Annotated in this window: 18 protein-coding genes and 1 pseudogene; 13 read left to right on the forward strand and 6 right to left on the reverse strand. The window is 38.1% G+C overall.

The features are described from left to right. The first annotated feature begins 6 nt into the window (after positions 1-6). The 7 genes and pseudogenes from glf to ndk all read left to right on the forward strand — a co-directional run bounded on the left by glf (position 7) and on the right by ndk (position 7,246). Positions 7-1,158, forward strand: a complete 1,152-nt coding sequence (gene glf, locus E4T92_RS08155) for a UDP-galactopyranose mutase (RefSeq protein ID WP_135094213.1) — start codon at positions 7-9, stop codon at positions 1,156-1,158. 82 nt (positions 1,159-1,240) lie between these two features. Next, positions 1,241-2,170 carry a glycosyltransferase family 2 protein gene (locus tag E4T92_RS08160; RefSeq protein WP_135094214.1) on the forward strand — a complete coding sequence of 310 codons (930 nt, stop codon included), beginning with the start codon at positions 1,241-1,243 and terminating at the stop codon, positions 2,168-2,170. Position 2,171: 1 nt separating this feature from the next. Continuing rightward, positions 2,172-2,939: a DUF4422 domain-containing protein gene (locus tag E4T92_RS08165; protein ID WP_135094215.1), complete on the forward strand. Its 768-nt coding sequence runs from the start codon at positions 2,172-2,174 to the stop codon at positions 2,937-2,939. Between the two features lie 10 nt (positions 2,940-2,949). Further along, positions 2,950-4,371: pseudogene (gene wbaP, locus E4T92_RS08170) on the forward strand (undecaprenyl-phosphate galactose phosphotransferase WbaP). Then, positions 4,372-5,406 carry a dTDP-glucose 4,6-dehydratase gene (rfbB, locus tag E4T92_RS08175; RefSeq protein WP_135094216.1) on the forward strand — a complete coding sequence of 345 codons (1,035 nt, stop codon included), beginning with the start codon at positions 4,372-4,374 and terminating at the stop codon, positions 5,404-5,406. A gap of 104 nt (positions 5,407-5,510) precedes the next feature. Beyond that, positions 5,511-6,815, forward strand: coding sequence for an aminopeptidase PepB (gene pepB / locus E4T92_RS08180; protein WP_135094217.1), 1,305 nt, complete (start codon positions 5,511-5,513; stop codon positions 6,813-6,815). 8 nt (positions 6,816-6,823) lie between these two features. After that, positions 6,824-7,246 carry a nucleoside-diphosphate kinase gene (ndk, locus tag E4T92_RS08185; protein WP_135094218.1) on the forward strand — a complete coding sequence of 141 codons (423 nt, stop codon included), beginning with the start codon at positions 6,824-6,826 and terminating at the stop codon, positions 7,244-7,246. Positions 7,247-7,308: 62 nt separating this feature from the next. Here the strand turns inward: ndk and frdD are convergent, their stop codons facing one another. The 4 genes from frdD to frdA are packed head-to-tail and all read right to left on the reverse strand — an operon-like array spanning position 7,309 to position 10,649. Beyond that, a complete protein-coding gene (gene frdD / locus E4T92_RS08190; protein ID WP_077427157.1) occupies positions 7,309-7,653 on the reverse strand; it encodes a fumarate reductase subunit FrdD in 345 nt (114 codons plus the stop codon). Positions 7,654-7,665: 12 nt separating this feature from the next. Beyond that, a complete protein-coding gene (gene frdC / locus E4T92_RS08195) occupies positions 7,666-8,076 on the reverse strand; it encodes a fumarate reductase subunit FrdC (RefSeq protein ID WP_077542118.1) in 411 nt (136 codons plus the stop codon). Between the two features lie 10 nt (positions 8,077-8,086). Further along, positions 8,087-8,857, reverse strand: coding sequence for a succinate dehydrogenase/fumarate reductase iron-sulfur subunit (locus tag E4T92_RS08200; RefSeq protein WP_077542119.1), 771 nt, complete (start codon positions 8,855-8,857; stop codon positions 8,087-8,089). Continuing rightward, positions 8,850-10,649, reverse strand: coding sequence for a fumarate reductase (quinol) flavoprotein subunit (gene frdA / locus E4T92_RS08205; RefSeq protein ID WP_077542120.1), 1,800 nt, complete (start codon positions 10,647-10,649; stop codon positions 8,850-8,852). Before frdA ends, E4T92_RS08200 begins: the two co-directional genes overlap by 8 nt. A gap of 281 nt (positions 10,650-10,930) precedes the next feature. Between frdA and epmA the strand changes: the two genes are divergently transcribed. From epmA to arcC, 5 genes are all read left to right on the forward strand, one after another. Beyond that, complete coding sequence (gene epmA / locus E4T92_RS08210) at positions 10,931-11,914, forward strand: elongation factor P--(R)-beta-lysine ligase (protein ID WP_135094219.1); 984 nt, start codon at positions 10,931-10,933, stop codon at positions 11,912-11,914. A 230-nt stretch (positions 11,915-12,144) separates the two neighbouring features. Next, a complete protein-coding gene (locus tag E4T92_RS08215) occupies positions 12,145-13,374 on the forward strand; it encodes an HAAAP family serine/threonine permease (protein ID WP_077542122.1) in 1,230 nt (409 codons plus the stop codon). A 35-nt stretch (positions 13,375-13,409) separates the two neighbouring features. Beyond that, positions 13,410-14,777 (forward strand): L-serine ammonia-lyase, encoded by a 1,368-nt coding sequence (locus E4T92_RS08220; RefSeq protein ID WP_077542123.1) that lies wholly within the window; start codon positions 13,410-13,412, stop codon positions 14,775-14,777. Positions 14,778-14,945: 168 nt separating this feature from the next. Continuing rightward, positions 14,946-15,950, forward strand: coding sequence for an ornithine carbamoyltransferase (locus E4T92_RS08225; protein ID WP_135094220.1), 1,005 nt, complete (start codon positions 14,946-14,948; stop codon positions 15,948-15,950). Positions 15,951-16,012: 62 nt separating this feature from the next. Further along, on the forward strand, positions 16,013-16,957 hold the full coding sequence (arcC, locus tag E4T92_RS08230; RefSeq protein WP_135094221.1) for a carbamate kinase: 945 nt from the start codon (positions 16,013-16,015) through the stop codon (positions 16,955-16,957). Between the two features lie 42 nt (positions 16,958-16,999). On the opposite strand, the gene E4T92_RS08235 is transcribed toward arcC, so the two are convergent. Together E4T92_RS08235 and E4T92_RS08240 are read right to left on the reverse strand one after the other, a co-directional pair. Beyond that, complete coding sequence (locus tag E4T92_RS08235) at positions 17,000-18,424, reverse strand: porin family protein (RefSeq protein WP_135094222.1); 1,425 nt, start codon at positions 18,422-18,424, stop codon at positions 17,000-17,002. Positions 18,425-18,604: 180 nt separating this feature from the next. Then, positions 18,605-19,984, reverse strand: a complete 1,380-nt coding sequence (locus E4T92_RS08240) for a factor H binding protein domain-containing protein (protein WP_135094223.1) — start codon at positions 19,982-19,984, stop codon at positions 18,605-18,607. 132 nt (positions 19,985-20,116) lie between these two features. On the opposite strand from E4T92_RS08240, the gene E4T92_RS08245 reads away from it, so the two are divergent. Further along, the gene (locus E4T92_RS08245) at positions 20,117-20,530 is read left to right on the forward strand and encodes a helix-turn-helix transcriptional regulator (protein WP_077542128.1); all 414 of its coding nucleotides are present in this window, start codon (positions 20,117-20,119) and stop codon (positions 20,528-20,530) included. Positions 20,531-20,539 lie beyond the last annotated feature (9 nt).

Below are 20,539 nucleotides of genomic sequence, written 5' to 3' on the forward strand. Positions count from 1 at the left end.
AAACGTATGAAAACATTCCTTTTAGTCGGCGCTGGTTTTTCTAATGCCGTTATTGCTCGAGAATTAGCTGAACAAGGCTATAAAGTAACCGTTATCGATCAACGTTCTCATGTGGCAGGTAACTGTCACTCTGAACGTGATGCAGAGACCAATGTGATGGTACATATTTATGGGCCACATATTTTTCACACGGATAATGAACGTGTATGGGATTACATTAATCAATTTGGCGAATGGATGCCATTTGTGAATCGTGTAAAGACAATTAGTCAAGGAGAGGTGTATTCATTACCAATTAATCTGCATACCATTAACCAATTTTTTGGAAAAACTTGTTCACCAAAAGAAGCGAAAGCGTTAATTGAAAGTCAAGCAGATATGTCAATTGCCGATCCACAAACCTTTGAAGAACAGGCTATGCGTTTTGTGGGTAAAGATTTGTATAAAGCATTTTTCTATGGCTACACAAAAAAACAATGGGGAGTAGAACCAAAGGAATTACCAGCAAGTATTTTAAAGCGCTTACCTGTGCGTTTTAACTATGACGATAACTACTTCGCCCACAAATTCCAAGGTATGCCAAAAGACGGTTATACAGTCATTGTGGAAAATATTTTAAATCATGAAAATATTGAAGTACGTTTAAATACAGCATTTACAGAATCAATGAAAGCGGAATTTGATCATATTTTCTGGTCTGGTCCACTTGATGCTTATTTTGGTTTTGAGCTCGGTCGTTTAGGCTATCGTACTTTAGATTTTGAAGCTTTTCGAGATGAAGGTGATTTTCAAGGGAATGCAGTAATAAATTACGGTGATGAAGAGGTGCCTTATACCCGTATTTCAGAACATAAACATTTTGCACCTTGGGAACATCATGAAAAAACTATTTGTTACCGTGAGTTTAGCCGTTTATGTGGTGAAGATGATATACCTTACTACCCGATTCGTTTAGTGAAGGATAAGGCGTTACTTCAGCAATATGTTGAAAAAGCAAATAAAGAAACGCAAGTAACCTTTGTTGGGCGTTTAGGAACTTATCGCTATTTAGATATGGATGTGACGATTAAAGAAGCACTTGAAACGGCCGACAATGTCAAGGCAGCTCTTGTAAGCGGTCAAGAATTGCAGCCGTTTTACGTTAATATGGATGTATAATTTTTTAAATTGTTAGTCCTTAGTTTTAAACCATACATTGTGTAAGCTATGTATGGTTTTTGTATAAATGTTGATATCAAATATGTTAAATAAACCGACTATTTGTGCCGTGGTTGTGACTTTTAATCGAAAAGCACTTTTACTTAATTGTTTAAATGCCATTAAACAACAAACTTATCCTGTAAACCATATTGTTGTTATTGATAACGCCAGTACGGATGGCACAGCTGATTTTCTGTACGAGAATAAATGGGTTAATGATGCGTTTTTCACATTTATTTCATTACCTGAAAATAGTGGAGGTGCAGGTGGATTTTACGAAGGTATTAAATATGCAACAGAACAAAATTTTGATTATATTTGGTTGATGGATGATGATGGGGTTCCTTCCGAAAATTGCTTAGAAAAATTGATGCCTTATTGTTCAGAAAGTTGCTACATTGGGCCAATGGTGCTTGATAGTCAAACAAAAAATAAATTGAGTTTTGCAATGCGTCTACCAAATTCGTTGCAAGTATTTGATACCTATGAGGATATTTCTGCTTCTTTAAAGAAAGAAAATATCATTCCTCATACAGTTTTACCTTTTAATGGTACGTTAATTTCATCAAGGCTTATTAAAAAAATGGGATTAGTCTGTAAAGATTATTTTATTTGGGGTGATGAAAGAGAATATACATTAAGAGCAGATAAATTTTCTGCAAAAATTTTGACGGTCCTTGATGCTATTTTCTATCATCCTGTTGATAGTTCTCAATCAGCTCCAATGTTTTTTGGTAGATTTCGTTTTAATAATACATATTCAGATTTAAAACAGTATTGTTTTTTACGTAATTCGATTGCAATTTTTTCACAGTATCACGGTACATTCTATGTAATGGCTTTTATCCTAAAAACGAGTTGGTTTTATATATTTACAAAACCAAGTTTTTCTCGGCTGATTTTTGCATGGCGGGCAATGTATCATGGTTTAATTCAAGATTTTACCCATCATAAAAAATACTTAAAGTAAAATGAGCAAAGTTTCTATTTTAGTTATCACACATAAAAGCTATGAGTTTCCTCACTCGAATATTTATCGACCTTTATGGGTTGGGAAAAAGAGCGGTCAATTTTCACAGGCTTTTTTAAGTGATGATACGGGGAAACATATTTCAGGGAAAAATAGCTCGTTTTGTGAGCTGACAGGTTTATATTGGGCTTGGAAAAATCATTTTTTTAAAGATGTTGAATATATGGGATTAGTACATTACCGCCGTTATTTTACAGGTGTTGGTGAGAAACTTAGAGGAAAAGCTATTCTTTCGGAAGAAAATATCGTTGCCCTACTTAAAGAATATGATTGTATTTTGCCTAAAAAAAGAAACTATTTTATTGAATCAATTTATTCTCATTATAAGCATGCTCACCATATTCGTGATCTTAATATAACAAAAGAGATTATTTCAAAAGATTATCCTGCATATATCGAGAGTTTTGAAAAGATTATGTCAGGTAAATCATTGCATCTTTACAATATGTTTATAATGAAAAAAATAGATTTTGATAAATACTGCACTTGGTTATTTGACATATTATTTAAGTTAGAAGAAAAAATTGATATAACGAATTATGATGATTATCAAAAAAGAGTTTTTGGTTTTATTGCTGAAAGGCTTTTTAATGTTTGGGTATATCATCATAAGTTGAGAATAAAAGAAATATCGGTTGTGAACTTAGAAGGTGAAAACCTTTTCTCTAAAGCTACTCAATTAATCATAAGAAAATTTGTGAATAGATAATGGATTTATTATGCATAAAAATAACATCAGTAAATTAATTCTAATTTCAGTAGATTTTTTCTCTTTGGTAGTAGCATTATTTTTTTCGCATTTTATTTTATTTTCTGTCTCGTCCAATCCTGAGAATTATATACCGGTAGAGGAAAAAACTAATTATTTACTTATTCACTTCTTGGTTTCATTGTCTTGTATAATTTGGTTTTTGATAAAATTAAGACATTATACCTATCGAAAACCATTTTGGTTTGAGCTAAAAGAGATTCTTCAAACTCTATCTATTTTTTTTATTATTGAACTTTCAATTATGGCTCTTTCTAAGCTATATATTTCTCGAACATTTTGGTTAAGCGTTTGGGGAGCCATCTTTCTTTTGTTTCCCTCAATTAGAATATTGGTTAAAATAATTCTTATTAAAACTGGTATTTATATCAAAGATAGCGTAATTATAGGCAGTGGGAAAAACGCAGAAGATGTTTTTCAAGCATTGAATGAAGAAAAATTCTTAGGGCTGAATATCCATTTATTTGTATCTACTGATGATAGTATAGGCGCTAAGAAAATTCTAGGTGTTCCTATTGCTAGACATAATCCTGAATTGTTACTAAAAATTGTTGATCCTAAGTTTACTCAATTTATTCTTGCGATGGATGAGGAAAATAAAGAAAAACAAGATTTTTGGTTGCGTTTTCTAATTAGTAAAGGTTGTCGTTCAATTTCTGTAATTCCGGAGCTTAGAGGTATTCCTCTCTATGGAACCGATATGGCCTTTTTATTTAGTCATGAAATGGTTTTATTCCGGGTTAATAATAATCTTGCTAAACGTTCCTCTAAATTACTTAAGAGGGCTTTTGATATTATCGGCTCCATATTTTTAATTATTATACTTTCTCCAATATTCTTGATTTTATATTTTTTAGTTAAAAAAGATGGAAGCGTAGCTATTTACCGACATACCCGTATCGGACAATTTAAAAAAACTTTTGAATGTCTTAAATTTAGGACAATGAAACCCAATTCCTCTGAAATACTAAAAAATTTATTAGAACATGATCCTATAGCCCAAAAAGAGTGGGAAAAGGATTTTAAACTGAAAAATGATCCAAGAATTACACATATAGGCAGATTCCTTAGAGAAACGAGTTTAGACGAACTACCACAACTATGGAATGTGTTAAAGGGAGAAATGAGCTTAGTTGGTCCCCGCCCAATTGTGAAAGATGAGCTTGCGTATTATCAAGATGATATAGATTATTATTTAATGGCAAAACCAGGTATGACAGGGCTTTGGCAAGTCAGTGGGCGAAATAATGTAGATTATTAAACTCGGGTTTATTTTGATACTTGGTATGCTAAAAACTGGTCGTTATGGAATGATATTGTGATTCTATTTAAAACTATAAAAGTTGTTATAAATAGAAATGGAGCTTATTAAATGAAAAAAATCCTTCTCACTGGTGGGGCAGGTTTTATTGCTTCTAATGTCACTCTCTATATCATTGAAAATACGTCAGATAGTGTTATTAATGTAGATAAATTAACCTATGCAGCCAATCTAGAATCTCTTAAATTGATAGAAAAAAATTCACGTTATGTTTTTGAGCTGGTCGATATTTGTAATGCAAAAGAACTCACTCGTGTATTTGAACAACATCAACCTGATGTGGTAATGCATTTGGCGGCAGAAAGTCATGTTGATCGATCTATTGATGGACCTTCTGCCTTTATTGAAACCAATATTGTTGGCACTTATACCTTACTTGAGGTTACCCGAATATACTGGAGTAGCTTAAGTGATGAGAAAAAACAGACATTTCGTTTTCTTCACGTTTCCACCGATGAGGTCTATGGTGATTTGGCAAATAAAGAAGCACTGTTTACTGAAACGTCCCCTTATAACCCGAGTAGCCCTTATTCTGCCTCAAAAGCAGCAAGTGATCACTTAGTCAATGCATGGTATAGAACCTACGGTTTACCTGTTATTATTGCACATAGTTCTAATAATTACGGACCATACCAATATCCTGAAAAACTTATTCCACTCATGGTTATAAACGCCCTATCAGGAAAGCCTCTTCCTGTGTATGGTAATGGTCAGCAAATTAGAGATTGGTTATTTGTAGAGGATCATGCCAAGGCACTTTATAAAATTATGACAAAAGGAAAAATTGGTGAAACTTATAATGTCGGCGGACGTAATGAGAAAACAAATATTGAGGTAGTTTACGCTATTTGTACTTTGTTGGAAGAATTAGCACCAAATAAACCGAAAGGTGTGGAAAAATACGAAGACTTAATTACTTATGTCAAAGATCGCCCCGGACATGATGTTCGTTATGCCATTGATACAAGAAAAATTAGTCATGAATTAGGGTGGAAACCACAAGAAACTTTTGAATCAGGATTAAGAAAAACAGTAGAGTGGTATCTGAAGCAATTTCAATTAGGAAAATACCACAATAGAAAATAAGCTAAGTATCTCGCTGATAAAATAAGTATATTTAAGATTATCTTCTTATATAAAAACTGGTATAGTTCGCTAACCGGTTTTTCTTTTATAAGGAGAGTTAAAAAATGGAGATTATTCTTTCTAACCGTCCGGCAGCGGATTGTTGGGGTAAAAATGCGATAGTAAGTTTTAATGACGAAGAAGCGATTATTCACCTAAAAAATAATGAGAAAAATGACCTCACTTTGGTGCAACGTGCTGCGCGTAAGTTACGTGGGCAGGGCATAAAAGATGTGGAATTAGTTGGTGATGACTGGAATTTAGATTTTTGTTGGGCATTTTATCAAGGGTTTTATACAGCAAAACAGGATTATGCCATTGAGTTTCCACATTTAGAGCATGATTTACAAGATGAATTATTAGCCCGTGTTGAATGCGGCGATTTTGTCCGAGAGGTGATTAATGAACCGGCACAAAGTTTAACACCTATTAAACTAGCTGAGCGAGCAGCAGAGTTTATTACAGCTCAAGCAGAAAATTATTCGGAGAAAAGTGCGGTCAGTTTTCAGATTATTTCTGGAAAGGAATTGGAAACGCAAGGCTATCATGGAATTTGGACTGTAGGAAAAGGTTCGTCAAATCCGCCGGCAATGTTGAAGTTAGATTTTAATCCGACCATGGATCCAAATGCTCCTGTATTAGCTTGCTTGGTTGGTAAGGGAATTACTTTTGATAGTGGCGGGTATAGTATTAAGCCAAGTGATGGAATGAGTACAATGCGTACTGATATGGGGGGAGCAGCATTATTAACTGGCGCTTTAGGATTAGCTATTGCTAGAGGATTAAAGCAGCGAGTGAAACTCTACTTATGTTGCGCAGAAAATTTAGTGAGCAGCAATGCCTTTAAATTAGGCGATATTATTACCTATAAAAATGGTGTGACAGCGGAGATTTTAAATACCGATGCAGAAGGTCGTTTAGTGTTGGCAGAAGGATTAATTGAAGCGGATAATCAACATCCTGACTTTATTATTGATTGTGCTACCTTAACCGGTGCGGCTAAAGTGGCGGTAGGTAATGACTACCATTCGCTGCTCACAATGGATGATGAACTTGCGACAGCGCTTTTCCAATCGGCTAAGGCCGAAAATGAGCCATTTTGGCGTTTACCATTTGAGGAGTTCCATCGTTCACAAATTAGCTCTTCATTTGCGGATATTGCCAATATTGGTACAGTGCCGGTTGGTGCTGGGGCAAGTACAGCGACAGCCTTTCTCTCCTATTTTGTGAAGAATTACCGGCAGAATTGGTTGCATATTGATTGCTCTGCAACTTATCGTAAATCCGCAAGTGATTTATGGGCGGTTGGTGCGACAGGTATTGGGGTTCAAACATTAGCGAATTTATTATTGTCAAAATCAGAAAAGTGAGGACGAATATGACAGAAAGAACACTTTCCATTATTAAGCCTGATGCGGTGAGACGTCATCTTATTGGGGCTATTTTGGCTCGCTTTGAACAAAATGGGTTTAAAATTGTTGCAACCAAAATGGTACATTTAACGAGAGAGCAAGCGGAAGGTTTTTATGCCGAACATCAAGGCAAGGTATTTTTTGACTCATTAGTGGAGTATATGATGTCCGCACCGGTTGTGGTTTCAGTATTAGAAAAAGAAAATGCCGTGAAAAATTACCGCACTTTGATTGGTGCGACAAATCCGGAAAATGCAGAAGAAGGAACGATTCGTAAGGATTTTGCCTTAAGTCAGCGTGAAAATTCTGTTCACGGCTCGGATAGCATAGAAAGTGCAAATCGTGAAATAGCCTATTTTTTTGCTGATTCGGAAATGTGTGAATATTAATTTTATAGTAGATAAAAAAATAGCGAGTGTAGAAAACTCGCTATTTTTTATATTTGATTCTCTTATAAACCAATTACCGCAAATAATACCCAAATGGTATAAATGGTTGCTAAACCATAGAAGATAAAGCCACCCGCCGGTACATGGATTTTAAGATCGTGCATGCCATGGTGAATTCGGTGTAAACCGCACCACATTGGGAAAATGGTTAGCACGAGAATCACAAGTTTACCGATCCAAGAATAGGCAAAAGTGACGAGGTTTGCCGGATCAATTAAACCAAAGGGGAGTAATAAACCTAAGATTAAAATCACCACCGGAAAGAAAATTGCGCTTACTGTACCACCAGCACCGAAAAGCAACCATACCGGTGGTTCACCGGAGCGTTTTGGATTTTTATCAACCATTTCTTCTCTCCCTTAGATATAAGCTAAAACTAATGCAACCACGCTGATAAGCGCAGTGACTGCCCAAAGCGCATTTCTGATGACATGATGTGGTAAACGCTCATTTTTGACGATGATGTTCATCACTTTTGGTGTCATTAAGAAATAGGTGACGGTATGGTAAAGCGTTGCGACAAGCGTAATAATGTTTAAGATCACCACAATAGGGTTTCTTAAAAACTCAATAAAGCTAAAAATACCGTGTCCAGGGATAGGATTACTAGCAAGGCAGAGTACGCCATAAAGTAGCACAATACAGAACCATACGGCAAAGATTGAGGTTGCTTCACGTAGCATATAGGCTTTATAGAAGTCCAGTTTTTGCCACCAAGTAGCCGTCATTGGGCGAACATATTTTTTGCGTTTACTTACAGTTACTGACATTTCTTCCCCCTTAGCCTTTTGGTTTTATCATAGAGATCACATAATCTTTGGCACTTTCCACTTTACCTTGGTTGATTGCGGAAGCCGGATCCACGTGTTTTGGACAGACTTCAGAACAATAACCAACGAAAGTACAGCTCCACACCCCGTTTTTACCGTTTAACAATGGCATACGTTGTGCTTTTCCATGGTCACGGTTATCAAGATTATAACGATGTGCCATAGTGATCGCTGCAGGTCCTAAGAATTCAGGGTTTAAACCGAATTGTGGACAAGCGGCATAACATAAACCACAGTTAATACACATTGAGAAAGTGCGGTATTTTTCAAGTTGTGCCGGAGTTTGTTTCGTACGGCTTTTCGCAAGTTCTGCCGATGGATGTGGTTTGCCATCTAATGGTGGAGCCTCATTGCCAATAATATATGGTTTGATCGCTTCTAAACTTTCAATAAAGTGGCTTAAATCTACCACCAAATCACGTTCAATCGGGAAGTTTGCCAATGGTTCAATACGCATATGACCGCTGTAATCACGTAAAAAAGTTTTACATGCCAGTTTTGGCTTATTATTAACCATCATTCCACAAGAACCACAGATTGCCATGCGACAAGACCAACGGTAAGAAAGAGATGGTTCAAGCTTATCTTTAATATAACCTAACGCATCAAGTAAGGACGTTTGGTTGTCATAAGGCACTTGATAAGTGCTTAAATGTGGCTCTTGATCGCTTTCAGGATTGTAGCGTAAAACTTCCACATTCATTACTGGTGAATTAGCCATTTGCTTGCTCCTTAGCTTTCGCAGCCGCCTCTTGAGCTTCTGCTTCCGCACCGTAAACACGTTTTGCAGGTTGAGATTTAGTGATTTTTACCGGACTGTATTCAATACGTGGTGCTCCGTTCTCATTGTAGAAAGCAAGGGTGTGTTTTAAATAATTGACATCATCACGTTCGGTGTAATCTAAGCGTTGATGTGCCCCACGAGATTCTTTACGTTCGATAGCCGAATTAGCGATAGATTGTGCCACATCAAGGATGTAACCTAACTCAACGGTATAAAGTACATCTGTATTGAATACACTTGAGTTATCAGCAACACGAATACGTTTATAGCGTTCTTTTAATTCCGCAATTTTATCTACGGCTTTTTGCATACTTGCTTGATCACGGTAAATACCACAACCTTCTTCCATCACCGTCCCCATTTCATCACGAATATCAGACCAAGATTCGTTTCCTTCTTGTTTGTGAAGGGCCTCTAAACGGGCAACGATGTCTTTAGCTTGAGCATCAACGGCACTTTGATTTGCAGGTTGTGCTTCAACAGCACGTTGTGCGGCATATTCACCGGCGACACGACCAAGTACTACAAGTTCTGCTAATGAGTTAGAGCCTAAGCGGTTTGCACCGTGTAAGCCTGAAGATGCACATTCGCCAACGGCAAATAAACCTTTAATGCGGGTTTCACTGTTAAAATCGACCTCAATACCCCCCATAGTGTAGTGAACAACAGGGCGTACAGGAATTGGTTCATTGACAGGATTTACCCCTTCGTATGCACTTGCTAATTCACAGATAAATGGAAGACGTTCATGCAAATATTTTTCACCAAGGTGACGTAAATCAAGGTGGACAACATCTACGCCTTTTGCTGTTTTTAGAGTATTGCCTTTTTTCCATTCCTGCCAGAAAGCCTGAGAAACTTTATCACGTGGCCCTAATTCCATATATTTGTTTTCAGGTTTGCCGATTGGGGTCTCTGGGCCAAGACCATAATCTTGAAGATAACGGTAGCCATCTTTATTGACTAAGATACCGCCTTCACCTCGACAACCTTCAGTCATTAAAATACCGGTATTTGGTAAGCCCGTTGGGTGATATTGTACAAATTCCATATCACGTAGTGGTACGCCGTGACGATATGCCATAGATAAACCATCACCGGTTACAATACCGCCATTAGTATTGAATTTAAATGCACGACAACCACCACCGGTTGCAATCACAACTGCATTGGCATTAATTTGAACAAGCGTCCCTTCCATCATGTTCATTGCAACCATACCGCGAGCATGACCATCATCCACTAAAATATCCAGTACAAAGTGTTCATCAAAACGTTGAATTTGAGGGTATTGGATCGAGGTTTGGAAAAGGGTGTGTAATAGGTGGAAACCGGTTTTATCCGCCGCAAACCAAGTACGCTCAATTTTCATCCCACCAAAACGGCGTACATTGACATCACCGTCTGTTTTACGACTCCATGGACAACCCCAACGCTCTAACTGGGTCATTTCCACCGGAGAATGTTCAACAAAATATTCCACCACATCTTGTTCGCATAGCCAGTCACCGCCTGCTACGGTATCTTGGAAGTGTTTATCATAAGAATCTTCTTCTTTGATAACGGCTGCTGCTCCTCCCTCTGCTGCCACCGTGTGGCTACGCATAGGATACACTTTTGAAACTAATGCAATTTTTAAGTTAGGATTTGCTTCCGCTGCTGCAATTGCTGCCCGTAAACCGCCACCACCTGCACCAACAATCGCAATATCGACATTAACTGTTTGCACGATATCCTCCAATCTATAGAAAGTAAAAAATAAAACACCCGAAAGGGATAGGGCATTGTGCCATTTTTTTACAAATTAATAACCTTTTTTTGAGTGGAATTTTAGAGAAATTACTCATTTTGTGATCTACCTCAAAAAAGTTAATTTTTCTAAGTAAATCAAATGAGAAGGGTTTTTATTTGATGTGCGTTTTAACGATAATCAGACTGACAGTTGAGTTGATAAATTGCCTCGTTTACAATGGGCGAATTAATAATAGGAATATAAAAAATAGAGAAAAAATGACCGCACTTTCACTTGAATCTCCTTTATGGCAGCCCTCAGCCTCCATTGAAAACTTACTTGCCCGAGCAAAAATTATTGCTGATATTCGGCGCTTTTTTACTGATCGCGGTTTACTTGAAGTAGAAACGCCGGTATTAAGTGAATTTGGGGTAACAGATCTTCATCTTTCCACTTTTAGTACAGAATTTATTGCACCTTTTGATGAATTATCAAAAACACTGTGGCTTTCAACCAGCCCTGAATACCATATGAAACGTTTATTGGCCGCAGGGAGCGGACCTATCTTTCAAATTAGTAAGGTATTTCGTAATGAAGAAGCAGGTAATCGTCATAATCCGGAATTTACCATGTTGGAATGGTATCGACCGCATTTTGATATGTACCGCCTAATTAATGAAGTAGATGATTTACTTCAACAAATTCTTGATTGTAAACCGGCGGAAAGTATGAGCTATCAATTTGCATTTCAAGAATATGTTGGGCTTGATCCGCTTTCTGCCAGTCGCAAAGAATTAGTGGAAGCGGCTCGTCAGCATAATTTTATGGCTGAAGAGGACGAAGATCGTGATACTTTATTGCAGTTTTTATTTAGTGAAGTGGTAGAACCTCAAATTGGGCAAGAAGCACCGGTTGCGGTTTATCATTTTCCTTCCTCACAAGCGGCACTGGCGCAATTAAGCATGGAAGATCAACGTGTCGCAGAGCGGTTTGAGTTCTATTACAAAGGCTTGGAACTTGCCAATGGTTTCCATGAATTAACCGATGTAAATGAGCAAAGACGCCGTTTTGAGCAAGATAATCGCCAGCGGCAAAAAGTGGGGTTACCGATAAGAGCAATTGATGAACGTTTTCTTGGGGCATTACAAGCCGGTATTCCAAATACATCAGGTGTAGCACTAGGAGTTGATCGCTTAGTTATGATTGCATTAAATGCATCATCTATCAAAGATGTGCTTTCCTTTTCAATTGAAAATGCCTGATTCTCCTCGTAAGGGCGGTTAAAAAATAAGATGTTTTTTTAACCGCTCTTTGATCTAGATAAAGATTCTGTTATTTAATGTTTAAAAAACCGTTATCTCGATCACATTTCTAAAAACATTTCTTTGTATTTCATTGCATTAAGGCATATTATGCGCGCGAAATTTATCAGGAGATTTCCTGAAAGATTGAAATTTAATCTGTACTTTTTATCTTTTCTAAGGTGTTTATTATGAAAAAAATCAAATGGAACAAATTTGATGCTGCATGGATGTTAAATTTATTTGGCACGGCAGTGGGAGCCGGCGTGCTATTTTTACCAATTAATGCGGGAATGGGCGGGTTTTGGCCGCTTGTCGTGATGGCGATTTTAGTCGGTCCTATGACCTATTTTGCTCACCGAGGATTGGCATATTTTGTGCTTTCTTCTAAGAAACCGGGCAGTGACATCACTGAAGTTGTGGAAGAACATTTCGGTAAAACGGCCGGTAAATTGATTACCTTACTTTACTTTTTTGCGATTTTCCCGATTTTATTAATTTACGGTAACGGCATCACCAATACGGTTGATTCTTTTATTGTGAATCAATTGGGGATGGCATCACCTAACCGTGCCTTACTCTCTTTGGTATTAATTGCGTTATTAATTTCGGTGATGCTTTTTAATGAAAAAGTGATGTTGAAAATTACAGAGTGGTTGGTTTATCCGCTCGTCCTTATTTTATTTGCTATGTCCATTTACCTCATTCCTGAATGGAATGGTGCAATGCTGAGTGAAATGCCCACTGTTGGCGGTTTCGTTACAACATTATGGGTTACTATTCCGGTTTTAGTCTTCTCTTTCAACCACTCTCCGGCAATTTCTTCTTTTACCTGTTCACAATATCGTGAATATAAAGAATTTGACAACACCGAACGTCACATTGGGCATACTGAAAAAGGCACATCAACCATTTTGCTTTTCTTCGTTATGTTCTTTGTATTTAGTTGTGTATTAACGTTAACACCGGAAGAATTATTAGCGGCAAAAGCACAAAATATCAGTATTTTGTCTTTCTTGGCGAATAAATTTGATAACCCTTATATTTCTTACTTTGGACCATTAGTTGCATTTTTGGCGATTACCAGTTCTTTCTTTGGCCATTACTTAGGGGCACGTGAAGGTTTGGAAGGTTTATATTTAAAAATGAAAGGTGAATCGGTTAACCGCAAAAAATTAAATTATGCGACCGCACTTTTCTTTTTATTAACGCTATGGGGCGTGGCAATTATCAACCCGAGTATTTTAGGCTTAATTGAATCGCTTGGTGGTCCAATTATTGCGATGATCCTATTTATTATGCCAATGTATGCGATCCGTAAAGTTCCGGCAATGAAACGTTATCAAGGTCGTTTTAGTAATGTATTTGTGACTATTATGGGATTAATAGCTATCTCTGCGGTTGTATATGGATTATTATAAGCGGCTTTTTTGTTTAGCTTATTAACGAGAAATTTATGATTAGCGTATTTGATATGTTTAAAGTGGGAATTGGGCCTTCCAGTTCCCACACAGTGGGGCCGATGAAGGCGGGTAAGCAATTTGTCGATGATTTAATTGAACGGGGACAATTTGAGCAAACCTCAGAAATTCATGTTGATGTGTATGGCTCTCTTTCAATGACGGGGCGTGGGCATAATACCGATATTGCGATTATTATGGGGCTTGCCGGTTATTTACCACATGATGTTGATATCGATCTCATTCCACGTTTTATCGAAAAAGTAAAAGAAACCGCAGAATTGCCTATCGATCAGGGCAAAAAAACGGTGAAATTTGATTTTGAAAATAATCTTGTGTTTCACAGTACTTTTTTGAAATTACATGAAAATGGGATGATGATCACTGCTCTAGATGCCGATCGTAAGGAACTTTACCGCCAAACTTATTATTCCATTGGTGGAGGTTTCATCGTGGATGAAGCGCATTTTGGGCAGGAAGAAGAAAGCCCTGTTAGCGTGCCTTATCCTTATAAAAATGCAGAAGATATTTTAAAGCATTGTAGCGAAAACGGCTTAATGTTCTCAACGGTGATGCTTGAAAATGAAATGGCATTACATGGAAAAGAAGCCGTGAGTGCACATTTAGATAATGTGTGGAAAGCTATGAAAGCCTGTATTGATCACGGATTACACACAGAAGGCATTTTACCGGGACCATTACGTGTACCTCGCCGTGCCGCTTCCTTATATCGAATGTTAGAGGCGAACACGAATTTATCCAATGATCCTATGCGTGTTATTGATTGGGTAAATATGTTTGCTCTTGCAGTGAATGAAGAAAATGCGGCAGGCGGACGGGTGGTGACAGCACCAACAAATGGTGCCTGTGGCATTATTCCGGCGGTACTGGCTTATTATGATAAATTTATTTCACCTTTAACTCAGGAAACTGTTGAGCGTTATTTATTGGCTGCGGGGATGATCGGCTCGCTTTATAAAATGAATGCCTCGATTTCCGGTGCTGAAGTAGGGTGTCAAGGTGAAGTGGGGGTTGCTTGTTCTATGGCGGCAGCCGGATTAACAGAAATTCTTGGTGGCAATCCAATGCAAGTGTGCATTGCGGCAGAAATTGCCATGGAACATAACCTTGGCTTAACTTGTGATCCGGTTGGCGGACAGGTTCAAGTCCCTTGTATTGAACGTAATGCCATCGCTTCAGTGAAAGCGATTAATGCGGCTCGTATGGCATTGCGCCGTACTACCAATCCACGGGTTACACTTGATAAAGTGATCGAAACCATGTACGAAACAGGCAAAGATATGAATGCAAAATACCGTGAAACCTCACAAGGTGGATTAGCGGTAAAAATTGTTTGTACATAGTTAAATAGTAAAAGTGGGGAGGGCAAAATCTCCCCATTTTTTTACCGCACTTTTCCTCTCTTCTTTCTATCTTCACTCTTGTGTTATTTTTATCCCGTAAATCTTGAACGCAAACGATTGCTTTGCTAGAATGCTCCGATTTTTTAACACATAAGTAAGGAGCAAATCGTGGCGTTTAATCTTAAAAATAGACATTTATTGAGCTTAGTGAACCATACTGAGCGAGAAATTCGATTTTTGTTAGATTTGGCGAGAGATTTAAAAAGGGCAAAATATGCCGGCACAGAGCAGCCTCGCTTAACCGGAAAAAATATCGCACTTATTTTTGAGAAAACGTCAACCCGAACACGATGTGCTTTTGAAGTGGCAGCTTATGATCAAGGAGCACACATCACTTATATTGATCCCGTTTCATCACAAATTGGGCATAAAGAATCAATGAAAGACACCGCACGTGTATTAGGCAGAATGTATGATGCCATTGAATACCGTGGTTTTAAGCAATCCATTGTGAACGAATTAGCGCAATATGCAGGGGTGCCGGTATTTAACGGTTTAACCGATGAATTTCACCCAACCCAAATGCTTGCAGATGTTCTTACAATGATTGAAAACTGTGAGAAACCATTGAGCCAAATCAGCTATGTGTACATTGGTGATGCACGTAATAATATGGGGAACTCTCTATTATTAATTGGTGCAAAATTAGGTATGGATGTACGTATTTGTGCACCGAAAGCCTTATTACCGGAAGAGTCGTTAGTGAAAATGTGCCAAGAGTTTGCAGAGCAATCCGGTGCAAGAATTACGGTTACCGAAGATATTGATACCGCAGTGAAAGGTGTTGATTTTGTGCATACGGATGTATGGGTTTCGATGGGAGAACCGCTTGAGGCTTGGGCGGAACGAATTGAGATGTTAATGTCTTACCAAGTCACGCCGGAATTAATGAAACGCACTGGCAATCCAAAAGTTAAATTTATGCACTGCTTACCGGCATTCCACAACAGTGAAACCAAAGTAGGGAAAGAAATTGCGGCAAAATATCCGCAACTGGCAAATGGTATTGAGGTGACTGAGGAGGTATTTGAATCACCGGCAAATGTGGCATTTGAGCAAGCGGAAAACAGAATGCATACCATCAAAGCCGTCATGGTGGCAAGTCTGGCATAATGAGTTTATAGCATCGTCAATATAACGGTGCTATTTTTTTATCAACTAAAAAGGAAAGCAAAATGAGAATTGTTGTTGCATTGGGTGGAAACGCCTTATTAAAAAGAGGAGAGCCGATGACGGCTCAAAATCAGTCTGCGAATATTCGTATTGCGGCAGAACAGTTAGCGAAAATTAAACAAGAAAATGAATTAGTGATTTCCCATGGCAATGGCCCTCAGGTTGGCCTGCTCGCATTACAGCACGTCGCCTATTATGCCCAAGATCCTAAAATTGAACCCTATCCGCTCGATGTGCTGGTTTCGCAAACAGTAGGAATGATAGGCTATATGTTGCAACAAGAATTAACCAATCTGTTGCCGCATACGCCAACGATTACCGTATTAAATCAAGTGATTGTTGATCCGAAAGATCCTGCATTTGAAAAACCAAGCAAACCTATTGGACAGGTTTATGCCAAAGAAGAAGCGGAAAAACTGGCTGCAGAAAAAGGCTGGGCAGTGATGGCAGATGGGCAATATTATCGCCGTGCTGTACCAAGCCCTTTACCAAAATCCGTCACAGGAATCGATTCAGTGAAAGCTTTATTAGCCAATCGTAACATTGTCATTTGTGGCGGCGGTGGTGGCATACCAAGCTATTATAATGAGAAAGGGGAACTACAAGGCGTTGAAGCCGTGGTAGATAAAGATTTATGCACTGCCGTGATTTCTCAAGAATTAGAGGCGGATTTATTTATCATTGCCACCGACGTTCCCGCAGCTTGCGTGAATTTCAACCAGCCGAATCAAAAACAAATCGCCAAAGCAAACACTCAGGCTTTAGAAGTGCTTGCTTCAGAATTTGCACCGGGTTCTATGGGACCAAAAGTGAGGGCAGTGATCAATTTCGTAAAAGCCACCGGTAAAGAGGCGGTTATTGGCTCGCTAAACGATATTGAACGTATTGTCAAAGGCGAAGCCGGTACAAGAGTTACCAATAGCATTGAAGGCATTGAGTTTTACTAAACAAAAAGGGGATGAAAACATCCCCATTTTTGACCGCACTTTTTAGAAATTTTTCTCAATAGAAAGAAATAATTCACCACTTTTACGTGAATAAAACTCAGGAATGTTACTGTCGATTTTGCGATAGCGATAATTCAATTTCGGGATAAACCCTCTCCATTGCAACTGGTTATGCCAAACCGCTACATATATGCTATATTCCTTGTCTTGCCGTTTTTTCATCGGGAAATAAAAATTTTCCGCTCGAAAATCACGTTTTACATAGCGTCCGCTTAAACGCATCGCAAAATCCTTGATTTGCCATATTGTGCCGATATTAAACCCTCGGCGGAGTGAAGATTCCGCTTTATCTTTACTTTGATCGAGGCTCCCTTCAATACCACCAAATATCAACCAATTCGGTTTAGCTTGATAATTGAATGAAAGGGTCGCACCGTTAATGTAACCATTATGTCGGCGTGCCACATTGGTTTCGGCGTAGCGTTTTTGTGTATGGGAAAGCGTGCCTGAAATCGACCAAAGTGCGGTCAATTCTTGATGAAAAGTTGCGGTCACGCCATAGTTTTTACTATAACGTGGTGAACCTAACCAATTTTGTTCAAAAAATGGCATAACGCCGAACGATTGTAAGGCTGAACGGTAACGATAACCTAACGCCGCATACAAAGATTTTTCGCTATAATCTTGATTATCCCAATAATGTACGCCGTTAAAATAACTATTGAAGGCAAAAAAATGATTTTTTGCAACATTCACTTCACGATTTAGCCCTATGCCATAACGGAAACCGTGTGCTTTCTGTGGTAGCGAGTCTTTATCTTTTTGAAAACGAAGCTCACCAAGCATAATATCCTGTTGAGCGGAGGCATTATTCACATTGTCCGTTCGCGTGTATTGCAATTCAGCCTCCACCTGCCAGTTTTGGCGTTTTTCCATTTCTTGTAGGTAGCGTTGAGCTAAGTCGTTCATTTGTGGCGATAAATCAGGCATCGCCCGTTCAATTTCGGCTTTCGCTTGACGATATTGTTTGTTTTCAAACAGCATTACACCCAAATCGAAACGTGGGTAAGCCAGTGTGGGATTTTCATTCACGATCTGTTGATAAAGGGAAATCGCTTCAGGATATTTTCGTTCGGCACGTAACATTGCCCCTTTAGCGTAGCGGTAAAGAGTCACATCATAATGGGCTTGTTCTTGATAGAACGGTAATAATCGTTTTAATAATCGCCATTGTTGATTTACTACGCCATAGTTAATCAACTTTTCTAGTTTTGTTTGCACTGAATCCCTTTCATTCAATGCAATTTGAGGCATAGAAAGTGCGGTGGATTTTTGCGGTGTTTTTAGCTGAGGCTCCTCGGTTTTCGGCACATTTGTTTCTTCAAAGAAAATTGGTTTAGGTGTATGAATGGTTTCAGCTTGAGAAATAAGGGGGACAAGCGGTAGAAAATAAGCAAATTTTTTCATAATAAATAGTAGGGACACACTGCGTGTGTCCGCTTATAACATATTGAAATAATTCGATTTTATAACGGACACACGCAGTGTGTCCCTACAGATCAAAAAATTAAATTTGTGTCACGATATATAATGGAACAAAATGCCGTTTAAATTGGGATTAAACGGCATTTTGTTTAAAGGAAAGGTTTATTTTTGGATTTCACCGCGTGTGCCGCCAAAGCCGATTGTCTTACCAACAACTGAGGCTTCACCAGCAATTTCTTCCGCATTTTTACCAAAGAAGCTTAATGAATAATTACCTTCATTAGAATCTTGACGGGCAATACCAGCGATTCCATTGCCATTAATCGTACTTTCCGCTAATTCAATATCAGTATAAATACCTAAGTTACTAATTGAGCCTGAACCTTTTTTGTCTGCAAAATTAACGTTATATGATAAATCTCCAGTGTAACGATCGGATACAAAAGCCTTACCAGTATAAGTTGCACTTCCTTCAGATGGGATTGCATCTACCTTGGTTTCTAATCCTTTTGCTGATACATTCATTGAATCAACACGATAATTTGTTCCGTTGATATTTTGATAGCCATTTTCATAATCTCCTGTTACTACAGAGTATTTTTGATTATAAACAAGCGTACCATATTCATAATTATTTTGAATCATACCTGATGAGGAAAAGATCGTATTTTGTTTGAGTCCAATACTTGCTGCAACAACTTTTCTTTGTTCAAGATCGCTATATGCACCTTTAGCTTCATTGATAATGGCAGTATCTAAATTAGCTTGGACAGTCTGTTCATCATTATTTAGGTTATCACTAGCAAATTGTTCAGCATTCATTAAACCAGCTTCATTTGCAAGTTGAATCAAGGCATCTTTTTTAACCTTATTTTGTTTAAATATTTCAATCTCTTGTTTAGCTTTCTCTACTAAATTACCTGTTCCACTCCAATTTGAATTAACTGTTTGAATAATTTCATTTGCTTCGTAATCAGATAGCCCCTCATTTAAAATGATCTCTTTCAAATAATCATATAAATAACTACCGCGTAAATAACTTTCACTGACACCATTTCCCATTAATTGCTCTGGATTCTTAGAAAATCTTTCGGCATATTCATTTGCAATGTTGTCTGGTAAGCCAATGCTTTTTGCAACATCAAATAATTCAGATTTTTTTAGGGCAATGGCTTCTTCAGCTTTACGGGCTTCTTCGGCTAAGCGAGCTTCTTCAGCTTTACGGGTTTCTTCGGCTAAGCGAGCTTCTTCAGCTTTACGGGTTTCTTCGGCTAAGCGAGCTTCTTCAGCTTTACGAGTTTCTTCAGCTAAGCGAGCTTCTTCAGCTTTGCGGGCTTCCTCGTCTTTACGAGCTTCTTCAGCTTTAAGGGCTTCTTCAGCTTTGCGAGCTTCTTCAGCTTTCTTAGCGTCCGCTACTTGCTTTTGTGTATTTTGAGCGGTTGGTTTATTTGTTGGTGTAGAACCGCCACTGCTGCCACTACTTCCACATCCGGTTAATGCCAATAAAAGCGCAGTTGCAACTGAGAGAGTTTTTAGTTTCATTTTGGTTTCCTCAAATAATTGTGTGATTAAAAAAACAAAAAAATTATAATTTTCCGTTAATTTGTGTACAATTAACCAACAGGTACAGTAAGCCACCTTGTTAAGGTGGCTTTTACCTTGCGAGGGTAGAATATGAAAATTAATGAAAAGATTCGTCAATTACGCGAGAAACATCGTTTATCACAAGAAAGTATGGCGGAGAAATTAGGAATGTCGGTAACGGGGTATGCCAAAATTGAGCGGGGCGAAGTGCGTTCGACTTTACCCCGTTTGGAACAAATTTCAGAAGTCTTTGAGATGGATATTTGTGAATTGTTGGCTTTTGGGGAAAACGAGAAAGTTTATTTTAATAATTCCTCAAGTGGTTCTACAAATTCAAATAATTCTAATCATTTCTTATTTGCAGTGGGGAATGAGAATTTAGAAAAAGCGATTCAACAATTACAATTAATGGTGACACACAAAGATGAATTATTACTACAAAAAGACAAGATTATTCATGGTTTAGAGCGTGAGCTCGAGTTACTCAGAAAATTACAAAATTAAGAAATTGAA

The sequence above is a fragment of the Pasteurella sp. WM03 genome, from assembly GCF_004570945.1.
Lineage (GTDB): Bacteria > Pseudomonadota > Gammaproteobacteria > Enterobacterales > Pasteurellaceae > Rodentibacter.